The sequence below is a fragment of the Stenotrophomonas maltophilia genome (assembly GCF_006970445.1).
GTDB lineage: Bacteria > Pseudomonadota > Gammaproteobacteria > Xanthomonadales > Xanthomonadaceae > Stenotrophomonas > Stenotrophomonas maltophilia_AU.
Window position 1 is genome coordinate 141,428 of sequence record NZ_CP033877.1, and the last position, 18,297, is coordinate 159,724.

An 18,297-nucleotide genomic window follows, 5' to 3' on the forward strand; every position below is an offset into this window, starting at 1 on the left:
ATGGATACTCCATGGGAGTCCTATGGAGAAATATGAATATGGAATTTGAGGGGGGCGATATTAATTTTGAGCAGCAGACGGAAGAGTTCTTCTCAATGCTTAGGATGTTGATGGAGGAAGGGAAGCTGAAGCTTGCCTCGGATGGTGTCTTCGCCGATGGCGATATCGATGCGCAATTGGGTGTTCTGCGTCACGCTTGGCCTGCTACAAGAGATCAGGAAGATCTCGATGAGGATGGATTCTGGTTTCTTACGGATGCTCCGTTTGGATTGGTTTGGATCACGCCTGAGGGAGACGTCTGGACCTGATTTGAGCGTGGACTTCATCGGATACAGCCCTTGAATCAACTCGCTTGGCGTGAACAAAAGCGGGGTAATGTTTTGAAGCCAAAGTCCGCTCTTGCGAGTGACTTTTCAGGATTCCGGATCGCGATGGCGCGGTGATCTAAGTCGCCGGGTGGTGTATGTGACTACTGTCGAAGGATGATTGCTATCCACATGCGCTGTTGGGCGCCCTCGCAAAGGAGGGGGCACAAATAGCAGTTGATGCCGAGGCCGGGGAATGAAGCAATCTACAACGAGGCAATCATCAAGTCGGGCTGCAGATCTATGGATGAAAGAATTAGAAAGCTCTGCGGTGAGATGTCTGCAATGGACGCTACGGCCGCATCAGAGTGGCTGATGAGTTACGCGCCATTGAAGTCGGACAATTATCGGGACGCATTTGTTCTGATGAAGTGCCGATCTTGGCCAAGGGCAGAGCAGAAGAGGCTGGCAAACTACTATTTGCAGGGTGTTCCTTTTGCGAGTTCATATCCCTACGAGGTGTTTCTTTCGTTTATGTCGGTGAGGTCGTTCTTGAGTTGTCTTGATGCCTTCATTCCAGAGGCGGGTGCCTATCGTGACCTTCTTTCCTACCATATTGGTCCAGTTCTGGATCGGGCTGGAAAGAATGATTCGGATCGGGTGTTGATTGCGGAATTCATGGGTAGGATCAGCGGATAAAAGGATCATTACGTCCGAATGCCCGATACGTGGATGAGACCGCTCTGCCGCAGCACAAGACCTTTGATGATGACGGCGCTATAACGGTTCGACGATGAGCATTTCGCTGTTTCTCGAAGTCGAGGTCGGTTCCAGCTTCGAGGCCGTGCTACAAGTCTTGGATTCGATCCAGGCCGAGTATTCCGATGATCTGGACAAGCTGCAGGGGCATCTTCCAGCGTCCAACACGGGATTCGGTTTCCGCATCGTTGAACCGCCGGAGGCTGTCGTCGCGGAAGGGCTGGAGGCCGACTGGCGTGTGGGGCTGCTGGGTTCGTTCCATTTCCGCGCAAGCGGATTTGAATGCGCCTGGGAGGAAATTTGCCGTTTCGTCAAGCGCTATGCTGCGGCAAGTGAATCGCGGTTCGTGCTTTCCTTCCAGTTCGAGAGCATCTATGCCGCAAGATTTGGGCAAGATCTGATCTTCCCGGGCCCTGCTGCCCCATAGTGCCGCTTCGATCTTTTCATGTGATCCGCTACATCTTCATGATCAGGCACTGCCATCAGCACGCGGACTGCGGAGCCGTCAGCGATGTCGTTCGGCGCGCTGCGCCGAACCACGGCTGCGGTCCATGGTTACAATCTGCCCATGATCAGCCCCCGCCTCCTGGCTTCCACACTGTTGGCGCTGGCCCTGGCGGCCTGCACCGCCACCGCGCCCGTGCAGCACAACCCGCTCGCCACCTGGGTGCCATCACCCAACCAGAACGCGCGCACGCCGGTCATCATCGTCATCCACCACACCGAGCAGAAGTCGGTGCAGCAGAGCCTGCATACGCTGCGCACGGCCAACAGCGGTGGACCGGTCAGTGCGCACTACCTGATCGGCGCCGATGGCCATCGTTACCAGCTGGTCGCCGATGAGCGCCGTGCCTGGCACGCCGGGGCCGGGCGCTGGGGCACCATCACCGATCTCAACTCCGCCTCGATCGGCATCGAGCTCGACAACGATGGCCGCAGCCCGTTCAGTGCGGCGCAGATCGAATCGCTGATCGTGCTGCTGCGCGATCTCACCACGCGCCTGAACATTCCGCCGCGACAGGTGATCGGCCATGCCGACCTGGCGCCGACGCGCAAGCAGGATCCGAGCCGGTTCTTCCCGTGGCAGCAGCTGGCCGAGGCCGGATTCGGCGTCTGGCCGCGTGCGGCCGATGGTGCTGCGCCGGAAGGCTTCGACGCGTGGAATGCGCTGGCCCGTTTCGGCTATCCGCTGGACAACCGTGAGGCCACCGTTGCGGCCTTCCACCGCCGTTTCCGTGGTCGCGACGACCTGCCGAAGATGCTGGATGCCGAAGACGCCCGCATCCTGCACTCGCTGCTGCTGCAGACGCCGTGACCACGCGCATGAACGCTTGACCCCGCGCTGGGTTGCCGCCCAGCGGCCGGCCCGCCACCATGGCGGCATGATCGATTCCGCCACCTTCTTCAAGCGCAAGCACTGCATCCTGCTGGCAGCGGCCGTGCTCGCAGGCTGCTCCACCACCGCTCCCCGCACCGGATCTGAAGTGCCGACGCCGGTCAACCCGCCCGCGGCCACCTATGCCAAGGCTGCATGGAGTGCACTGCCACTGGTCTCCGACAGCGACCTGCAGGCCGGCTTCGTTGCCTGGCGCAGCAGCTGCACCCGCCTGAAGAACGATGCGGTCTGGGCCAAGCCCTGCGCCGTCGCCGCCGCGGTATCGGACAAGGACCCGGCCGCGATCCGCCAGTTCCTGCAGCGCGACCTCGATGTCTATGCGCTGCGTGCCGGCGGCCACCAGGCCGACGGGCTGATTACCGGCTACTACGAGCCGATCTACGCCGGCAGCCTCACCCGCACCGACAAGGCGACGGTGCCGGTCTACGGCACACCGGATGATCTGGTGGTGGTGCAGCTGGAGAGCCTCTACCCGGAACTGAAGGGCAAGCGCCTGCGCGGGCGCGTCGAAGGCAAGGTGCTCAAGCCCTATGACGACGCCGGCACCATCGCGGCCAAGGGTGCCAAAGCCCCGGTGCTGGCCTGGCTGACCGACCCGATGGACCTGCAACTGCTGCAGATCCAGGGGTCCGGCCGCGTGCGCCTGGCCGATGGCACGCAGGTGCGGCTGGCCTATGCGGAACAGAACGGCCACCCGTACCGTGCCATCGGCCGCTGGCTGGTGGACCAGGGCCAGCTGAAGAAGGAAGACGTCACCATGGACGCCATCCGCGCCTGGGCACGGGCCAACCCCGCGCGCGTGCCGGAACTGCTGCGCAGCAACCCCAGCTACGTGTTCTTCGTGCGCAACCCGGACAGCCCGGAGGGGCCACGCGGTTCACTGAATGTGCCGCTCACCGCCGGCTACAGCGTGGCGGTGGATCGCACCGTGGTGCCGCTGGGCAGCCTGCTGTGGCTGTCCACCACGCGCCCGGACGGCAGCCCGGTGGTGCGACCGGTGGCCGCGCAGGACACCGGCGGCGCCATCGCCGGTGAAGTGCGCGCCGACCTGTACTGGGGCAGCGGCGATGCCGCCGGCAAGCTCGCCGGCGACATGAAGCAGAAGGGCAACATCTGGATGCTGTGGCCGAAGGGCGTGGCGTTGCCGCAGTAGGTTGGCCCCCGGATGCCTGATAATGGCGCCATTCCGAACTTTCCGGCCGCGCCTGCGGCCAGGACCCCTGCAATGACCTACGCAAAGCACAACGCAAGATCCGGCGCCAAATCGGCCGCAAAGAAGTACTACAAGCACTGGGCCGAATCGGGCCTGGGCAAGGGCAACGTGCTGATGGAAGCGCGTGGCGAGAAGATCGTGCGCCAGGTGGAAATCTACGGCACCAAGATGGTCTGGGCCGACGAGCATGCCCACAGCGACGACCGCTTCCTGCTGGCCGACCAGCCGGTGTCGTTCCTGGATTTCGACGAAGACGACGAAATCTCCGCGCGCGAATTCGAAAGCGCCTGGAAGAAGGCCCGGGAAGCCACCGGCTACCCGGTGTAACGCTGCCCGGCCGGGGTCAGAGCCCTTTCCTGACGGAAGGGGATCCGACCCCGAACCCACGTTTTGCACTACATTGGTGCAATGTCCGACCCCGCACCCCCGCCGTCCCTCGATGCCCTGGGCACGCCGCTGGCCTGGGCCGGGGCCGATGGCTGCATTGCCGGCTGCAATCCGGCCTTTGCCCGCTGGCTGGGTGTCAGTGTCCGGCGCCTGCTGGGCCGGCCGCTGGCCGCACTGGAAGTGCAGGGCGAGGCGCTGGCCCATTTCCTGGCCCGCGATGAGCGCGACAGCCTGCGCCTGAACCGGCTGGCGCTGGCGGTGCCCGGCGAGGCACCGCGCTTCGCCGAGGGCTGGATGAGCCGCCGCGACGATGGTGGCTGGCTGCTGGAGGCGCATCCGGTCGATGAATTTCCCGGGCTCGACCCGACCCAGGCCCTGCCCAGCGCGCTCAGCGCAGCGCTGAAGGGGCTGGCCCATGAACTGCGCAACCCGTTGGCCGGGCTGAAGGGCGCGGCCCAGCTGCTGGCCCGCCGCGCGGCCCAGCGCGATGCCAGCGAACGCGAGCTGATCGAGCTGATCGGCTCGGAGATCGAACGCCTCAACGGCCTGCTCGACCAGCTGCTGTCGCCGGCCCCGGCCGCGCCGCATGCCGAATTGAACATCCATGCTGCGCTCGAACGTGTGCTGCGCCTGGCCGAGAACGAGGCCGGCTGGGCGGTACGCCTGCAGCGCGACTACGACCCCAGCATTCCCGAATTCCATGGCGACGCAGACCGCCTCACCCAGGCGGTGTGGAACCTGGTGCGCAACGCGATCCAGGCCGGCGCCGGCAGCATCACCCTGCGCACCCGCGTGGAGCATGGCGTGCGCATCGCCGAGCAGCTGCACACGCTGGCGCTGCGCCTGGAGATCGCCGACGACGGCCGTGGGGTGCCCGAGGAGCTGGCCGAACACCTGTTCCTGCCGCTGGTCAGTGGCCGTGCCGAAGGCACCGGGCTGGGCCTGGCACTGGCCCAGCAGGTCGCGCGCGAGCATCGCGGCACGCTGACCTACCGTTCGCGTCCGGGCCATACCGTGTTCACCCTGCTGTTGCCGATTGGCAACGGCGCCGCCCCGGCCGAGGAGGCCCCGCGCGATGTCTGAGTCCCCAACCACCGCGCAGCGCATCTGGGTGGTCGACGATGACCGTGCGGTGCGCTTCGTACTGTGCACGGCGCTGCGCGAGGCGGGCTATCAGGTCGTCGATTTCGACAGTGCCGCCCCCGCCCTGCAGGCCTTGAGCGAAGGCCCGCCGCCGGCGCTGCTGTTCACCGATGTGCGCATGCCCGGCGACGATGGCCTGGTGCTGCTGGACAAGCTCAAGGCCGCGCTGCCGCAGCTGCCGGTGGTGGTGATGTCGGCCTATACCGATGTCGCCAGTACTGCCGGTGCGTTCCGCGGTGGCGCGCATGAATTCCTGTCCAAACCGTTCGACCTGGACGATGCCGTGGCGCTGGCGCAGCGTGTGCTGCCGGCGGTGGCGCCCGCGCTGGCCGCTCCCAGCCCCGCCGCCGAAACGTCCAGCGACCAGCCGCCGCAACTGGTGGGTGATACGCCGCCGATGCGCGCGCTGTTCCGCGCCATCGGTCGCCTGGCGCAGGCGCCGCTGGCGGTGCTGATCACCGGCGAGACCGGCACCGGCAAGGAACTGGTGGCCAATGCGCTGCATCGCGAATCGCCGCGTGCGCAGGGTCCGTTCGTCGCGCTCAATACCGCCGCGATCCCCGCCGAACTGCTGGAAAGTGAGTTGTTCGGCCACGAAGCGGGTGCCTTCACCGGTGCGCAGCGCCGCCACATCGGCCGCTTCGAGCAGGCCAACGGTGGCACGCTGTTCCTGGATGAGATCGGCGACATGCCGTTGCCGCTGCAGACCCGCCTGCTGCGTGTGCTGGCGCAGGGTGAGTTCTTCCGCGTCGGTGGCCGCGAGCTGATCCGCGTCGACGTGCGCGTGGTGGCCGCCACCCACCAGGATCTGGAAGGGCTGGTCGCGCAGGGGAAGTTCCGCGCCGATCTGCTGCACCGCCTGGACGTGGTGCGCCTGCAGCTGCCACCGCTGCGCGAGCGCCGCGAGGACATCGCGCAACTGGCCAGCACCTTCCTGGCCGCCGCCGCACGCAAGCTGGATACGCCGCCGAAGCGCCTCACTGCCGCGGCGCTGCAGGCGCTGCGCGAGCACGACTGGCCGGGCAACGTGCGCGAGCTGGAGAACGTGTGCTGGCGGATGGCCGCGCTGGCCGCCGCCGACACCATCGGCGTGGCCGATGTCGATACCGCGCTGAACCGCGCGCGCGGCCGCCGCAACAGTGCCAGCGCAGCCGATCCGGGCCAGTGGGAAGCGCTGCTGGCCGAATGGGCGCGCCGTCAGCTGGCCGAAGGCGTGGAAGGGCTGCACGCGCAGGTGCGCGAGCGGGTCGACCATGCCCTGCTGGAGGCCGCGCTGCAGATCACCCATGGCCGCCGCGCCGAAGCCGCTGCCCGCCTGGGACTCGGCCGCAATACCCTTACCCGCAAGCTGGGCGCCGGGCGCCGCCGCGGGGGCCATTGAACGGTCCCTGCACGCGATCCTCGCGCCCGCTTGCCGAACCGTTGATCGTTCATGGACGATGCCGTCCGTAGTGTCACCTGCAAGGAGTCTTCGATGCGTCTGTCCTTTGCCATCCTGCCGTTGTCTGCCGCCGTGCTGCTGTCTGCCTGTGGCAGTGCGCCGAAGAAGGCTGAACCCACCCCGCCACCGCCGGTCGCGGTCAGCGCCGCGAAACAGGCCGAGGCCAATCTGTCGCCGGCCTCGGCCAGCATCGTCAGTGGCCGCATCGCGCTGATGGTGGAACCGGGCGGCATCCATATCACCGGCCTGGTCGGTGGCCTGCAGCCGATGCAGCAGGCTGGCTTCCACATCCACGAACGCGGTGACTGCAGCGCGGTGGATGCCAGCAGTGCCGGCAATCACTTCAATCCCGGTGGCGCTGCGCATGGCCGCGCTGGCACCGGCAAGCACCACCTGGGCGACATGGACAATCTGCGTGCCGACGCCCAGGGCCGCGCCAACGTCGATATCCACCTCAAGGGCGTTACCCTTGGCGGAGGCGCCGCCACCGATATCGCCGGACGTGCACTGGTCGTGCATGCCAACGCCGACGACTATCGCAGCCAGCCCGCCGGCAATGCCGGCGTCCGCATCGCCTGTGGCGTGATCCGGGTCGTCCGCTGATCACTGCAGGCAACATCCAGGGAGAGAATCCAATGCGTCTGATCCACACTTCGCTGTTCGCAGCCATTGCTGCACTGGGCCTGGCGGCCTGCAACCAGCAGCCGGCCGCGCCGCAGGCTGAAACGCCGCCGGCCGCACCGGCTGACGGCGCTACCACCGAACCGGCCGCAGCGCCGGCACCGGCGGCTGCACCGGCTGGCGATGCCTCGGCCACCGCTGAGCTGGCACCGACCCAGGGCAACGAGGCCAAGGGTAGCGTCACCTTCAAGGTGGTCGACGGCAAGGTCCACGTGACCGGCCAGATCACCGGCCTGAAGCCGGGCAGCGAGCACGGCTTCCACATCCACGAAAAGGGCGACTGCAGCGCGCCGGATGGCATGAGCGCCGGCGGCCACTTCAACCCCGGCCACCAGGATCACGGCAACGTCGCGACCGATCCTCACCACGGCGGCGACATGCCCAACATCAAGGCCGACGACAAGGGCGTGGCCACCATCGATGGCCCGGTGTCGAGCAACGTCAACATCGGCAAGGGTGATGACTTCGACATCGTCGGCCGCGGCCTGATCGTCCACGCCGATGCGGACGACTACAAGACCCAGCCGACCGGCAACGCCGGCGCGCGCCTGGCGTGTGCGGTGATCCAGAAGGCCCCGTAAGGACGCTTTTGCTGGAAACGGAAAACGCCGGCTTTTGCCGGCGTTTTTCTTGATCGGTAGTGCCGGCCGCTGGCCGGCAATCGCGAATCCGGAGGTTGCCGGCCAGCGGCCGGCACTACCATCAGGCCACCCGCATCAGCGCGCCAGCAGTTCGCGCGCGTCCTGGCCGGCTTCGCAGTGCACGAACAGCACCGGCACGCCGTGCGCTTCCAGCACCGCGGCCATCTGCCGCTGGCGCATCAGGAACTGCTCGTAGATGCCCTTCAGGCGGTCGCAGTCGTTCTTGCCGTGGTTGTAGTGCGCGCACCAGCCGGCCGGGTCGAACAGCGCCATGCGTGCTTCGCCATGGGTGTAGCGCAGCAGCGGCTCGGGCGCGGCATTGAGCCACTCGTCCTCGCCCGGCGCCATGATCGCGGTCTCGATCAGCGGCCACAGCGCGGCCAGACCCTGGTTGTCGTACTGCATCGACATCATCGCGGCCAGGTCGTTCACGGTGAAATAGCGCGCGTGCTCGATGCGGGCACCGAAGCTGTTCTGCGCCATCAACGCGGTGTCGGCATGCGCCATGCCGTTGGCCAGCAGTGTCTCTTCCAGCGCATTGGCCACTGCATTGGTGGTGGCCACATCGCTGCCGGTCAGCAGGAACGGCACCACGCGCAGTCCACCGCCCACCAGGCTGGCATCGGCCTGGAACGGCAGCGGCACGTCACCCTCGGCATCGGTACCGAACGCCAGCAGGCGCGGGCCCTGGTTGCGGCCCGGGGCACGCATCTGCAGTTCTTCCAGGCGGCGATGGATCGGCCAGCCGGGGCGCAGTACTTCGGCCGGGTCGAAATGGGCGGCGGCGAACACCAGGTCCAGCTCGGCCACCTGCGGCACCAGCTTGGACAGGTCACGGCCGACGCGTTCGGCCAGTTCACCGGCCTGTTCAGCGCTGAGCACCGCCTGGCGGGGGATTTCGCCGCCGGCCAGTTCCAGGGCCAGCACGCCAAGGGCATTCATCGCGGGGTCGGGTTTGCTCATGGTTCCACGGTTGGCCCATCACAGGGCGGCAGCTACACTTGGCTCCATTATGCCTGCTCCGTCGTGCAGGCCATGTTGCAGACACCCTCATCCATGCCAGGTATCTCCATGCCCAACGCTCGTCCCGTCGCCATCCTCGGTGGCGTCCGCATTCCGTTCTGCCGCCAGAACACCGCGTATTCGGATGTCGGCAACCTCGGCATGTCGGTCCGTACGCTGGGCGCGCTGGTCGAACGTTTCGGCCTGCATGGCCAGCAGCTGGGTGAAGTGGCGATGGGTGCGGTGATCAAGCACTCCAGCGACTGGAACCTGGGCCGCGAAGCCACGCTGTCTTCCGGCCTGTCGCCGTTGACCCCGGGCATCACCCTGCAGCGCGCCTGTGGCACCTCGCTGGACAGCATCATCACTGTCGCCAACAAGATCGCGCTGGGCCAGATCGAATCGGGCATCGGCGGCGGTTCGGACACCACCTCCGACGTGCCGATCGTCTACGGCAAGAAGCTGCGCGCGCGCCTGCTGGCTGCCAACCGTGCCAAGAGCACCGGCGACAAGATCCGTGCGCTTACCGCCGGCTTCAAGTTCTCCGAGCTCAAGCCCGAGTTCCCCGGCGTGGCCGAGCCGCGCACCGGCAAGAGCATGGGCGACCACTGCGAGGACATGGCCAAGGAGTGGAACATCTCGCGCGACTCGCAGGACGAGTGGGCGGTGTCGTCGCACAAGAAGCTGGCTGCCGCCTATGAGCGTGGCTTCTTCAACGACCTGATCGCACCGTTCCGTGGCGTCGAGCGTGACAACATCCTGCGCCCGGATACCTCGCTGGAGAAGCTCGCGACGCTGAAGCCGGCATTCGACAAGGTCTCCGGCCGCGGCACGCTGACCGCCGCCAACTCCACCCCGCTGACCGACGGTGCCGCCGCAGTGCTGCTGGCCAGCGAGGAGTGGGCGCGTGCCCACGGCCACGAGCCGCAGGCCTACCTGCGCGACGCGCACGTTTCGGCAGTGGATTTCGTGCATGGCGAAGGCCTGCTGATGGCGCCGACCGTGGCCGTGCCGGAGATGCTCAAGCGCAACGGCCTGACCCTGCAGGACTTCGACATCTACGAGATCCACGAGGCCTTCGCCGCACAGGTGCTGTGCACCCTGCGTGCGTGGGAGAGCGAGGATTACTGCCGCAACCGCCTGGGCCTGGATGCACCGATGGGTCGCATCGACCCGGACAAGATCAACCTGCTGGGCTCGTCGCTGGCCACCGGCCACCCGTTCGCCGCCACCGGCGCACGCGTGATCGCCACCGCAGCCAAGCAGCTCGCCGAACGCGGCGGTGGCCGTGCGCTGGTGTCGATCTGCACCGCCGGCGGCATGGGCGTGGTGGCGATCGTCGAACGCTGAGCATCACGGTAGTGCCGGCCGCTGGCCGGCAGCGCTGGTACGAAAACGCCGCCCGATGGGCGGCGTTTTTTTCTTGCTACGGTGGGTGCCGTCCGTTGGTCGGCACACCTCAGCCATGCTTACGGCAACCGCGGATTACCGAATTCGTCGCGCTCTTTGTTGGCGTCATACACCGGCGGCTGCACCGTAACCGGCTGCTCCTCCACCGTGGCACGCAGCGGCGCTTCGCTGCCGCGCACCAGTTCCACGCTGTCCTCGCCGCGCTGCAGGCGCAGCGCATTGGCCAGGCACTGCGCGGCCAGCGCATGATCGCCACGCTGTGCGAACAGTTCACCCAGCGCTTCCCACGCCGGTGCACCCGCGCCCGCGGCGATGGCTTCGTGCAGGAACGCATCGGCGGCATCCCACTGCTGCTGGCCCAGGGCCACGCGGCCCTGTGCCAGGCGCAGCGCGGCCGAGTCGTCATGCACGTTGCGCCAGCGCGCCAGATTGCTCTGGCGCGTGGCCAGGCGCTCGGCGGGAAGGCGACCATACAGCGTCACCAGTTCGTCGTCCCAGCGATGGTCCAGGGCCTGTTCCAGCGCCAGCAATGCAGGCTCATCCCAGTTCAGTGCCACCGCACGGCTGGCATAGGCGCCCACCACGTCCGGGGTGGGGCGCAATGCTTTCGGCGTAGCTTCCCATTGCGCGGCCAGCGCATTGACGTCGGCCGCTTCCAGCAGCGCCTGTGCGGCCAGGCGCGCTTCCAGTTCGCTGTTCGCGTCGGCCGGAAGCACTTTGCTCTGGCGCAGCGCACCCAACTGGCCATACGCCTCGTGGGCGCGGCCGGCCTGTGCCAGCGCTTCGGTGCGCAGCCACAGGCCGCGCGGCGGCAGCGGCTGGATTGCCGCTACGTCCAATGCGTTGATCGCATCCACCGGCAGATCGCGCGCCAGCAGCTGTTCGGCGCGCAGCAGCGCCTGCAGGGTGGCATCACTTTCGCCCAGGCGCTGCAGCAGCGCCTCTCCGGCGGGGCCGTCGGCCCGTGCCTGCGCGCTGCGCACGGCATTGGCCAGCGCCACCGCGCTCACTTCCGCGTCCTTGGCGGCGCCGTCCAGCAGTTTTTCCGCACGCTGCCACTGGCCATGCTCATAGGCCTGCAGGCCGTCGATCAGGCGCACCCGGCCCTGCTTGCGACGGTAGCGGCCCCAGGCACGGAACGGTGCAGCGATCAGGCTCCACAGCAGCCACAGCACCAGCACCGTGATCACCGCCAGCAGTGCCACCTTCGGCAGGTTGCTGTGGTAGTCGTAGCCGCCGTAGCGCAGGGTCACTTCGCCAAAGCGGTTCAGGTCATCGGCGCCGAGCCATTGCGCGGCGACCACGCCGATGGCCACGGCCAGCAACAGCACGACCAGGGATTGCAGGGGTTTCATGCGGGCTTACCTCCGGTCGGTCTGGGTGCGCAGTTGTTGCAGGGTGCTGCCAAGAACAGCGTCGTTGGCCTGCAGTGGAAGTTCGCGCAAGGCCTTCAGTTCAGCACGTTGTGCGCGCAGGGCTGGTGAATCCGGCCAACGCCGCTGTGCCCAGTGCTCCACGCGGTCCAGTGCAGTATTGCGGCCCGCGCGGTCGCCGCGCTCGATGGCGGCACGTGCCAATGTCAGTTCCAGCTGCAGGGCATCGTCGGCGTTGCGTTGTTCGGCGGCAGTCAGCGGGCCGTTCTGGCGGCTCGGGGTGATGTCCACGAATGGCGCCAGCGTGGCCTGCCACCAGGGTTTGGCGGTGCTGCTGCCGGTCGTGCCGGTGATCTGCGAGGGCAGGCCCTGCAGCGCGCGGGCCACGGCATCCAGGCGCTGCAGCGACTGCACGCGTGGGCCGGTGCCGAGCGCATCCAGTGCCTCGCGCTCCTGCACCAGCGCCTGGCGCAGGTTCAGGCCATCAGTGTCGGGCAGTTCGGCCAGCGCGGTGGCCGCCTGCGCGTACAGACGGCGTGCGCCGTCCACGTCGTCGGCGTAGTTCAGGCGTTGCGCGGCCTGGGTCAGCAGCAGCTCGGCCTCATCGCGCTGCACCGCCTGGCGGCCCTGGTTGGCGCTGTCAGCCAGCTTGGCCAGGTTCTCTTCCAGCAACGCGCTACGCTGTGAGAGTCCCAGCATCTCGTCGCGCAGCACGCGATTGGTGGTCGCCGCGTCCTGCAGGCGCTGGCTGGTCGCGCGCTGGTCACGGCGCAGCGCATCCAGCGTGGCCTCCAGGCCCTTCAGCTGTACGGCCGTGGTCTGGGCCTGCGCTTGCTGTTCGTGCTGTTGCTGCTGCCAGACGTACCAGCCGGCATAGCCGCCCGCGCCGAGCACGACCACAGCGGCCAGCGGCAACAGCCAGCGCACGGGTCGATGGGATGGGGGAGCGGGCGGAGTGTCGTTCATCGGGCTTCCTTGTCGGCAGCGTCGCCGGTCGGGGGCCGGCAGGCCGCGTTGTGCACAGCATCACTGTTGCCGACGACAGCGGCAAGCGTGATCCACGTCCCTGTTCAGGTCGCTGCCGGGACGGTGAGCGTGGCGTGTGCAGCGGCCACCAGCTGCGCAGCGGTGGGGCCGGCGCTGCGCGTGATGCGCTGCAGGCCGAGCGCCTGCGCCTGTTCGCCGAGGCGGTCACTGGCGACCACCACGCGGGCACAGGCCCGCAGGCGCTGCTGCTCGGCCGGCGGGAGCTGCTGCCAGAAATGCTGCAGCGCTTCGCCACTGCTCACGGCCAGCACCCACGGCTGTGCTGAATGCGCCAATCGAGCCAGCGCGCGCGGCGGCAGGCGCAGCAGGCGACGCTGGTAGACGTCGGCGCGTTCGATCGTGGCGCCCGCGGCCTGCAGCTGCGCGGCAATCAGGCCACGCCCGCCGGGCGCGGTCACCAGGCCGATGCGCAGGCCCTGTACGTCGGCCAGCACCGGCATCGCGAGCAGCCCCTCGCTGTCCATCCGCTGCGGCGCATGCACCTCGTCGACGCCCAGTGCCTGCAGCGCACGCGCGGTGCCTTCGCCCACGGTCAGCCACGGGCTGCACTGCGCATCGGCCAGCGGCAGCAGCGATGCCGCCGCGGCGACGGCGGCCGGGCTGGTGAACACCACCCGATCGCAGTTCAGCGCGCGTTGCAGCTGGCGCACCACAGGCGTGCCGTGCAGACGCTGCAGGCGCCAGGGCGCCAGGGCCAGTACATCCCCGCCCAGCCCAGCAGCGGCGCGGCGCAGCGCCGCGTTCTGGCCCTGCGGGCGCAGCGAGATCAGGGTCCAGCGCGCGCCGGAACGGGTGGCGCCAGTGGGTATCGTATGGTCGACCATTGCCTGCATTATGCGGGCCCTTCGTTGTCGTGGTCGCTGCTCCGATGTCCGTTGATGCCCTGACTTCCTCGTTGGCCGCCCTGCAGGACGTGCTGGACTGCATGCCGGCGGTGCGCGCCATGCAGATCCGCCTCGATGGTTATGCCGATGGCGTGCTGCGCATCACCGCGCCGCTGGCTGCCAACGTCAACGACAAGGGCAACGCCTTCGGCGGCAGCCTGGCCTCGGTGCTGACCCTGTCCGGCTGGGCCCTGGTCAGCCTGCGCCTGCGCCTGGCCGGCCACGATGCCGAGGTCTATGTGGCCGACAGCAACCTGCGCTACCTGGCGCCGGTCTACGAAGACCTGCATGCCCACGCCGAAGCGGCCGAAGCCACCGGCTGGGACGCCTTCCTGAATACCTTCCGGCAGCGCCGCAAGGCCCGCATCAGCATCATCGCCACCCAGCCCGGTGCCGATGGCAAGCCTGCCGCCGAGTTCAGCGGTCGCTTTGTTGCCTTCGCCAAAGGGTAGGATGGCAGGCTGACGTTCTGGGGAAACCACCGATGCGCCGCCTCATCCAGTTCCTGATGTGTTCCCTGCTGCTGGTCAGCGCCGTGGTTTCGGCCGACGACCTCAGCCGCAAGCAGCGCAAGCTGCTGGAAGAGACCCAGGTCGCCTATGGCGCCACCATCCGCTGGGGCAGCATGGACGATGCCATCGGCTATCTCGACCCCAAGCTGCGCAAGGAAAAGCCGCCGACCGAGTTCGAGCTCAACCGTTACGCGCAGCTGCGCGTGTCGTCCTACCGCGAGCGCAGCAGCGCCGCGCTGGACGGGGGCCTGGTCGAGCGCCGGGTCGAAATCGGGGTGATCAACCAGAACACCCAGGCCGAGCGCACCGTGGTCGTGGTCGAGCGCTGGCGCTGGGACTCCGAGGCCAAGCGCTGGTGGCAGACTGCCGGCCTGCCGGACCTGTGGAAGGGGCAGTGACGGGCTGCGTCCGGCTTGTGCGACAATCGGCGCCCGCTTAATCGACCCGTGACCTGAGTGAATTACGAAGAGTTGCTGGCCTTTGCAGGCCGAAACCCGATGCTGTCCGCGGCCCTGGTCGGCCTGACCGTGGCCATCATCGTCACCGAGATCCGCCGCCTGTTCCGGGGCTTCAAGGGCATCAAGCCCGCCGAACTGACCCAGCTGATCAACGCGGGCGGCACGGTGGTGGTCGACCTGTCGGCCAGCGGTGACTTCGAGAAGGGCCACATTGCCGGCAGCCGCAATGCCCAGGCCAGTGCCTTCGGCCCGGAGAACAAGCTGGTGGCCAATGCCAAGCAGTCGCCGGTGGTGCTGGTGTGCCGCAGCGGCAACGCTTCGGAAACCGCCGCGAAGGCGCTGAAGAAGGCCGGCTTCGAGAAGGTCTACGTGCTCGACGGCGGCATTCCCGCCTGGCAGCAGGCCGAACTGCCGCTGGTCAAGGGCCGCAACTGATTGTCGCAGGTGGCGGATCCGGCCTTGTTTGGGCCTGATCCCGCCCCCATCGCAGTAGTTCGACCATCGTTTTCATTGCATTCACCTGGAGTTACTGGAAATGTCCGAAGAGATCACCAACGGCGCCGCTGCGCCGGTCGATGCCGCTACCGGCCCCGCTTTCACCGTCGAGAAGATCTACGTCAAGGACGTCTCCTTCGAGTCGCCGAACGCCCCGACCATCTTCAATGACCAGGTGCAGCCGGAGCTGCAGCTGAACCTGAACCAGCAGGTGCAGCGCCTGGGTGAGAACGCCTTCGAAGTCGTGCTGGCCGTGACCCTGACCTGCCAGGCCGGTGAGCGCACCGCCTACGTGGCCGAAGTGAAGCAGGCCGGCGTGTTCGGCCTGGTCGGCCTGGACCCGCAGTCGATCGACGTACTGCTCGGCACCCAGTGCCCGAACATCCTGTTCCCGTACGTGCGCCAGCTGATCAGCGACCTGATCCAGGCCGGCGGCTTCCCGCCGTTCTTCCTGCAGCCGATCAACTTCGAAGGCCTGTACGCAGAAACCCTGCGCCAGCGCCAGGAGCAGGGCGACGCACCGTCGCTGGCTGACTCCGAGCCGGCTGGCAACGCCTGATTCCTGCCGCGACGTCACGGATGAGCACTCCCGCTGACAAGATCGCCGTGCTGGGCGCCGGTTCCTGGGGAACCGCGCTGGCCAGCCTGCTCGCACGGCACGGTCACCCGACCGTGCTGTGGGGGCGCGACGCTGCCGTGGTCGAGGCCATCGACCAGCGCCACGAGAACCCGCGCTACCTGCCGGGCATCCCGCTGCCGGACAGCCTGCGTGCCACCACCGACCTGGCGTCGGCCGTGGAGGGCGCGGCCTGGATCCTGGTGGTGACGCCGTCGCATGCGTTCGGCGAGACCGTGCGTGCGCTGGCGCCGCTGCGTCCGGCCGGTGCCGGTGTGGCGTGGGCCACCAAGGGCTTCGAACCCGGTTCGGGCCGCTTCCTGCATGAAGTGGCACGCGAAGTGCTGGGTGAGGACGTGCCGCTGGCCGTCGTCACCGGGCCGTCGTTCGCCAAGGAAGTGACCCAGGGCCTGCCGACGGCGATCACCGTGCATGGCGACGTGCCCGAGTTCGCGCAGACGGTGGCCGAGGCGATGCATGGCCCGGCGTTCCGCGCCTACACCGGCGACGACATGGTCGGTGCCGAGCTGGGCGGCGCGATGAAGAACGTGCTGGCCGTGGCCACCGGCGTGGCCGATGGCATGCAGCTGGGCCTCAACGCCCGTGCCGGCCTGATCACCCGTGGTCTGAACGAGATGCTGCGCCTGGCCGCTGCGATCGGCGCCAAGCCGGAAACGCTGATGGGCCTGGCCGGCCTCGGCGATCTGGTGCTGACCTGCACCGGCGACCTGTCGCGCAACCGCCGCCTGGGCCTGGCCCTGGGCCGTGGCCAGACGCTGCAGGATGCCGTGCGCGAAATCGGCCAGGTGGTCGAGTCGGTGCAGACCGCCGACGAAGTGATGCGACAGGCGCGCCGTCATGGCATCGACCTGCCGATCTCCGACCGCGTGCGTGCTGTGCTGCACGGCGAGCAGACGCCGGAAGAAGGCCTGCGCGCACTGCTGGCGCGGGAACAGAAACCGGAGTATCCGGATACGCTGTTCAAGTGAATCGAAAAACCCCGGCTACGTGCCGGGTTTTTTTTTTGTGCGCGACCCATCCACGCATGGCGTGGATCTACTGCCGAACCCGCTTCTGGCAGCTGCCGACCTTGGTTGGCGCCCGGCGGCAGCAATCACAGCGCCCGTGGCGGCACGCTGGTGTTGTCCATGTCCGAGAAGATCAACCACGGCCCATCGCCCACGCGCTTCAGCGTCAGCGTGAACTTGCCGGTGTCCCCCACGTTATTGCCGTAGCGGTAGGCACCAATGATGTAGCCCGTGCTCCCGTCCACCGAATATGCCAGGGCACGCAGCCGCAACGGACTGCCGCCCTGGCTGGCGTAGGCGCCTGCAATCGCGTCGCGCCCGCGCACGGGAGGCTGGTTGCTCTGCAGGATGAACCCATCCTCGGCGAACAACCCGGCCAGCGCCTTGGCGTCGCCCGTGTGCCACGCCTGCTCGTAGTCGCGCAGCACGCGATCCAGCGAAGGGGGCAGCGTTACATCCGGCAGCGCAGTGGCAGCCGGTGCCGAGGGTGGGCCATCGGCGGCCAGCAGCGGGCCGGACAGGGCGAGAAGCAGCAGGCAGATACGCATCGGCTCAGTCCTTGGGTGCGCCGGTGAGCGCCAGGGCGAGTATCCCCCATCCGCGCCCGACCGGCGGAGGCACGGGCCCCATTGAAAGCACGCGGACCCTTCGGCATGCTCGACGTCAACCGGGGGAGGGGACGCATGCATTTTTTCCAGCTGGACCAGTTCGCAGGTCATCTCAACGAAACCTTCAGCGCCGACATCGAGAACACCGGTGTTCCGTTCGTGCTGGTGGAAGCCGCGCCGATGCCCGATCGGCAGATTGCAGGCCAGATGCGTGCACCGTTCTCGCTGCTGTTCCGCAATGAATCGGCGGTCCTGTTCCCGCAGCGCACCTACACCATGCGCCACCACGGGCTCGGCGAGTTCGGCATTTTCCTGGTACCGATCGCGCGCGATCGGACCGGCTTCATCTACCAGGCACTGTTCAACTGACCGCTGTCGCCACCCAGCGCATGCGCAGGTGGCTGCCGGTATCGCCTTCGGTGTGGAACGCGAGCCGTTCGTAGAGCCGGCGCGCGGCCAGGTTTTCCCAGGCGACATGCAGGACGACGCTGTGCAGCGGCACGGCGTGCGCCGCGCGTTGTACCCAGCGCACCAGGGCCGAGCCGATGCCGCAGCCACGCACGGCGTCCAGCAGGGCGATATCGATGAGGGTGGCTTCGTGTTCGTCGCAATGCAGGTACAGGCGCCCGATCGGCCGCCCGGCCTGCTCGACCAGCAGATAGTGCGCAGGCTGGTAATGCCGGGTGTAGTGCAGGTGCTGCAGTGCAAACTGGTTGTCGAGGAACGCCTGGCGCAGCGAGTCGGGCCACCCGACATGGGCCAGCTCGGCCGCGCGCGACTCTGCATAGAGCCGCTGCAGGAACGGCAGGTCGCCATCCTGTGCTTCGCGCACGCTCACTCCTGCGGGAAGACCGTCCCCCGTTGCGGGCAGCCAGGCCGCCCGCAGCGAAGGAAAGGC

Annotated in this window: 22 protein-coding genes; 16 read left to right on the plus strand and 6 right to left on the minus strand. The window is 67.5% G+C overall.

Going from position 1 to position 18,297, the window contains the following annotated elements; translation table 11 throughout:
- Positions 1-32 precede the first annotated feature (32 nt).
- The 9 genes from EGM71_RS00530 to EGM71_RS00570 all read left to right on the plus strand — a co-directional run bounded on the left by EGM71_RS00530 (position 33) and on the right by EGM71_RS00570 (position 7,906).
- A complete protein-coding gene (locus EGM71_RS00530) occupies positions 33-308 on the plus strand; it encodes a DUF596 domain-containing protein (RefSeq protein ID WP_188487025.1) in 276 nt (91 codons plus the stop codon).
- Positions 309-1,098: 790 nt separating this feature from the next.
- The gene (locus tag EGM71_RS00535; protein ID WP_188487027.1) at positions 1,099-1,491 is read left to right on the plus strand and encodes a hypothetical protein; all 393 of its coding nucleotides are present in this window, start codon (positions 1,099-1,101) and stop codon (positions 1,489-1,491) included.
- 141 nt (positions 1,492-1,632) lie between these two features.
- Positions 1,633-2,379: an N-acetylmuramoyl-L-alanine amidase gene (locus tag EGM71_RS00540; protein WP_188487029.1), complete on the plus strand. Its 747-nt coding sequence runs from the start codon at positions 1,633-1,635 to the stop codon at positions 2,377-2,379.
- A gap of 67 nt (positions 2,380-2,446) precedes the next feature.
- Positions 2,447-3,613, plus strand: a complete 1,167-nt coding sequence (gene mltA / locus EGM71_RS00545) for a murein transglycosylase A (RefSeq protein ID WP_188487031.1) — start codon at positions 2,447-2,449, stop codon at positions 3,611-3,613.
- A gap of 72 nt (positions 3,614-3,685) precedes the next feature.
- Entirely contained in the window at positions 3,686-4,000 is a 315-nt protein-coding gene (locus tag EGM71_RS00550; protein ID WP_008268793.1) for a hypothetical protein, read from the plus strand.
- 81 nt (positions 4,001-4,081) lie between these two features.
- A complete protein-coding gene (locus tag EGM71_RS00555; RefSeq protein WP_032959394.1) occupies positions 4,082-5,143 on the plus strand; it encodes a two-component system sensor histidine kinase NtrB in 1,062 nt (353 codons plus the stop codon).
- Positions 5,136-6,584: a nitrogen regulation protein NR(I) gene (ntrC, locus tag EGM71_RS00560; protein ID WP_188487033.1), complete on the plus strand. Its 1,449-nt coding sequence runs from the start codon at positions 5,136-5,138 to the stop codon at positions 6,582-6,584. The genes EGM71_RS00555 and ntrC overlap by 8 nt, the downstream gene beginning before the upstream one ends.
- Positions 6,585-6,677: 93 nt before the next feature.
- Positions 6,678-7,247 (plus strand): superoxide dismutase family protein, encoded by a 570-nt coding sequence (locus EGM71_RS00565; RefSeq protein WP_188487034.1) that lies wholly within the window; start codon positions 6,678-6,680, stop codon positions 7,245-7,247.
- Between the two features lie 32 nt (positions 7,248-7,279).
- The gene (locus tag EGM71_RS00570; protein WP_188487036.1) at positions 7,280-7,906 is read left to right on the plus strand and encodes a superoxide dismutase family protein; all 627 of its coding nucleotides are present in this window, start codon (positions 7,280-7,282) and stop codon (positions 7,904-7,906) included.
- A gap of 135 nt (positions 7,907-8,041) precedes the next feature.
- Here the strand turns inward: EGM71_RS00570 and EGM71_RS00575 are convergent, their stop codons facing one another.
- Positions 8,042-8,929, minus strand: coding sequence for a hypothetical protein (locus EGM71_RS00575; RefSeq protein ID WP_188487038.1), 888 nt, complete (start codon positions 8,927-8,929; stop codon positions 8,042-8,044).
- 93 nt (positions 8,930-9,022) lie between these two features.
- Here EGM71_RS00575 and EGM71_RS00580 point away from each other — a divergent pair, with 93 nt between their 5' ends.
- On the plus strand, positions 9,023-10,318 hold the full coding sequence (locus EGM71_RS00580) for an acetyl-CoA C-acetyltransferase (RefSeq protein ID WP_029550824.1): 1,296 nt from the start codon (positions 9,023-9,025) through the stop codon (positions 10,316-10,318).
- Positions 10,319-10,437: 119 nt separating this feature from the next.
- Here the strand turns inward: EGM71_RS00580 and EGM71_RS00585 are convergent, their stop codons facing one another.
- The 3 genes from EGM71_RS00585 to EGM71_RS00595 all read right to left on the minus strand — a co-directional run bounded on the left by EGM71_RS00585 (position 10,438) and on the right by EGM71_RS00595 (position 13,631).
- Positions 10,438-11,733 carry a heme biosynthesis HemY N-terminal domain-containing protein gene (locus EGM71_RS00585; RefSeq protein WP_188487040.1) on the minus strand — a complete coding sequence of 432 codons (1,296 nt, stop codon included), beginning with the start codon at positions 11,731-11,733 and terminating at the stop codon, positions 10,438-10,440.
- A gap of 6 nt (positions 11,734-11,739) precedes the next feature.
- A complete protein-coding gene (locus EGM71_RS00590) occupies positions 11,740-12,717 on the minus strand; it encodes a uroporphyrinogen-III C-methyltransferase (RefSeq protein ID WP_188487042.1) in 978 nt (325 codons plus the stop codon).
- Positions 12,718-12,821: 104 nt separating this feature from the next.
- Positions 12,822-13,631 carry a uroporphyrinogen-III synthase gene (locus EGM71_RS00595; protein WP_188487044.1) on the minus strand — a complete coding sequence of 270 codons (810 nt, stop codon included), beginning with the start codon at positions 13,629-13,631 and terminating at the stop codon, positions 12,822-12,824.
- A 35-nt stretch (positions 13,632-13,666) separates the two neighbouring features.
- Here EGM71_RS00595 and EGM71_RS00600 point away from each other — a divergent pair, with 35 nt between their 5' ends.
- The 5 genes from EGM71_RS00600 to EGM71_RS00620 all read left to right on the plus strand — a co-directional run bounded on the left by EGM71_RS00600 (position 13,667) and on the right by EGM71_RS00620 (position 16,752).
- Positions 13,667-14,134 carry a YiiD C-terminal domain-containing protein gene (locus EGM71_RS00600; RefSeq protein ID WP_049416564.1) on the plus strand — a complete coding sequence of 156 codons (468 nt, stop codon included), beginning with the start codon at positions 13,667-13,669 and terminating at the stop codon, positions 14,132-14,134.
- A gap of 32 nt (positions 14,135-14,166) precedes the next feature.
- On the plus strand, positions 14,167-14,592 hold the full coding sequence (locus EGM71_RS00605; RefSeq protein ID WP_188487046.1) for a hypothetical protein: 426 nt from the start codon (positions 14,167-14,169) through the stop codon (positions 14,590-14,592).
- 57 nt (positions 14,593-14,649) lie between these two features.
- Complete coding sequence (locus EGM71_RS00610; protein WP_049416566.1) at positions 14,650-15,087, plus strand: rhodanese-like domain-containing protein; 438 nt, start codon at positions 14,650-14,652, stop codon at positions 15,085-15,087.
- A gap of 100 nt (positions 15,088-15,187) precedes the next feature.
- Positions 15,188-15,706 (plus strand): protein-export chaperone SecB, encoded by a 519-nt coding sequence (gene secB, locus EGM71_RS00615; RefSeq protein ID WP_005407596.1) that lies wholly within the window; start codon positions 15,188-15,190, stop codon positions 15,704-15,706.
- Positions 15,707-15,726: 20 nt separating this feature from the next.
- Entirely contained in the window at positions 15,727-16,752 is a 1,026-nt protein-coding gene (locus EGM71_RS00620; protein ID WP_010487166.1) for an NAD(P)H-dependent glycerol-3-phosphate dehydrogenase, read from the plus strand.
- 125 nt (positions 16,753-16,877) lie between these two features.
- On the opposite strand, the gene EGM71_RS00625 is transcribed toward EGM71_RS00620, so the two are convergent.
- Positions 16,878-17,339: a YybH family protein gene (locus EGM71_RS00625; protein WP_188487048.1), complete on the minus strand. Its 462-nt coding sequence runs from the start codon at positions 17,337-17,339 to the stop codon at positions 16,878-16,880.
- Between the two features lie 135 nt (positions 17,340-17,474).
- Here EGM71_RS00625 and EGM71_RS00630 point away from each other — a divergent pair, with 135 nt between their 5' ends.
- Positions 17,475-17,768, plus strand: a complete 294-nt coding sequence (locus EGM71_RS00630; RefSeq protein ID WP_049470820.1) for a DUF6916 family protein — start codon at positions 17,475-17,477, stop codon at positions 17,766-17,768.
- Here EGM71_RS00630 and EGM71_RS00635 read toward each other — a convergent pair.
- On the minus strand, positions 17,761-18,231 hold the full coding sequence (locus EGM71_RS00635) for a GNAT family N-acetyltransferase (RefSeq protein WP_223224518.1): 471 nt from the start codon (positions 18,229-18,231) through the stop codon (positions 17,761-17,763). The two genes, EGM71_RS00630 and EGM71_RS00635, sit on opposite strands and share 8 nt — an antisense overlap.
- Positions 18,232-18,297: the final 66 nt, after the last annotated feature.

What these genes read in the sequence shown, in the direction of transcription:
- EGM71_RS00530 (WP_188487025.1), top strand. Translation starts at nt 33, where the DNA reads ATGAATATGGAATTTGAGGGGGGCGATATTAATTTTGAGCAGCAGACG.
- EGM71_RS00535 (WP_188487027.1), top strand. Translation starts at nt 1,099, where the DNA reads ATGAGCATTTCGCTGTTTCTCGAAGTCGAGGTCGGTTCCAGCTTCGAG.
- EGM71_RS00540 (WP_188487029.1), top strand. Translation starts at nt 1,633, where the DNA reads ATGATCAGCCCCCGCCTCCTGGCTTCCACACTGTTGGCGCTGGCCCTG.
- mltA (WP_188487031.1), top strand. Translation starts at nt 2,447, where the DNA reads ATGATCGATTCCGCCACCTTCTTCAAGCGCAAGCACTGCATCCTGCTG.
- EGM71_RS00550 (WP_008268793.1), top strand. Translation starts at nt 3,686, where the DNA reads ATGACCTACGCAAAGCACAACGCAAGATCCGGCGCCAAATCGGCCGCA.
- EGM71_RS00555 (WP_032959394.1), top strand. Translation starts at nt 4,082, where the DNA reads ATGTCCGACCCCGCACCCCCGCCGTCCCTCGATGCCCTGGGCACGCCG.
- ntrC (WP_188487033.1), top strand. Translation starts at nt 5,136, where the DNA reads ATGTCTGAGTCCCCAACCACCGCGCAGCGCATCTGGGTGGTCGACGAT.
- EGM71_RS00565 (WP_188487034.1), top strand. Translation starts at nt 6,678, where the DNA reads ATGCGTCTGTCCTTTGCCATCCTGCCGTTGTCTGCCGCCGTGCTGCTG.
- EGM71_RS00570 (WP_188487036.1), top strand. Translation starts at nt 7,280, where the DNA reads ATGCGTCTGATCCACACTTCGCTGTTCGCAGCCATTGCTGCACTGGGC.
- EGM71_RS00575 (WP_188487038.1), bottom strand. Translation starts at nt 8,929, where the DNA reads ATGAGCAAACCCGACCCCGCGATGAATGCCCTTGGCGTGCTGGCCCTG.
- EGM71_RS00580 (WP_029550824.1), top strand. Translation starts at nt 9,023, where the DNA reads ATGCCAGGTATCTCCATGCCCAACGCTCGTCCCGTCGCCATCCTCGGT.
- EGM71_RS00585 (WP_188487040.1), bottom strand. Translation starts at nt 11,733, where the DNA reads ATGAAACCCCTGCAATCCCTGGTCGTGCTGTTGCTGGCCGTGGCCATC.
- EGM71_RS00590 (WP_188487042.1), bottom strand. Translation starts at nt 12,717, where the DNA reads ATGAACGACACTCCGCCCGCTCCCCCATCCCATCGACCCGTGCGCTGG.
- EGM71_RS00595 (WP_188487044.1), bottom strand. Translation starts at nt 13,631, where the DNA reads ATGCAGGCAATGGTCGACCATACGATACCCACTGGCGCCACCCGTTCC.
- EGM71_RS00600 (WP_049416564.1), top strand. Translation starts at nt 13,667, where the DNA reads ATGTCCGTTGATGCCCTGACTTCCTCGTTGGCCGCCCTGCAGGACGTG.
- EGM71_RS00605 (WP_188487046.1), top strand. Translation starts at nt 14,167, where the DNA reads ATGCGCCGCCTCATCCAGTTCCTGATGTGTTCCCTGCTGCTGGTCAGC.
- secB (WP_005407596.1), top strand. Translation starts at nt 15,188, where the DNA reads ATGTCCGAAGAGATCACCAACGGCGCCGCTGCGCCGGTCGATGCCGCT.
- EGM71_RS00620 (WP_010487166.1), top strand. Translation starts at nt 15,727, where the DNA reads ATGAGCACTCCCGCTGACAAGATCGCCGTGCTGGGCGCCGGTTCCTGG.
- EGM71_RS00625 (WP_188487048.1), bottom strand. Translation starts at nt 17,339, where the DNA reads ATGCGTATCTGCCTGCTGCTTCTCGCCCTGTCCGGCCCGCTGCTGGCC.
- EGM71_RS00630 (WP_049470820.1), top strand. Translation starts at nt 17,475, where the DNA reads ATGCATTTTTTCCAGCTGGACCAGTTCGCAGGTCATCTCAACGAAACC.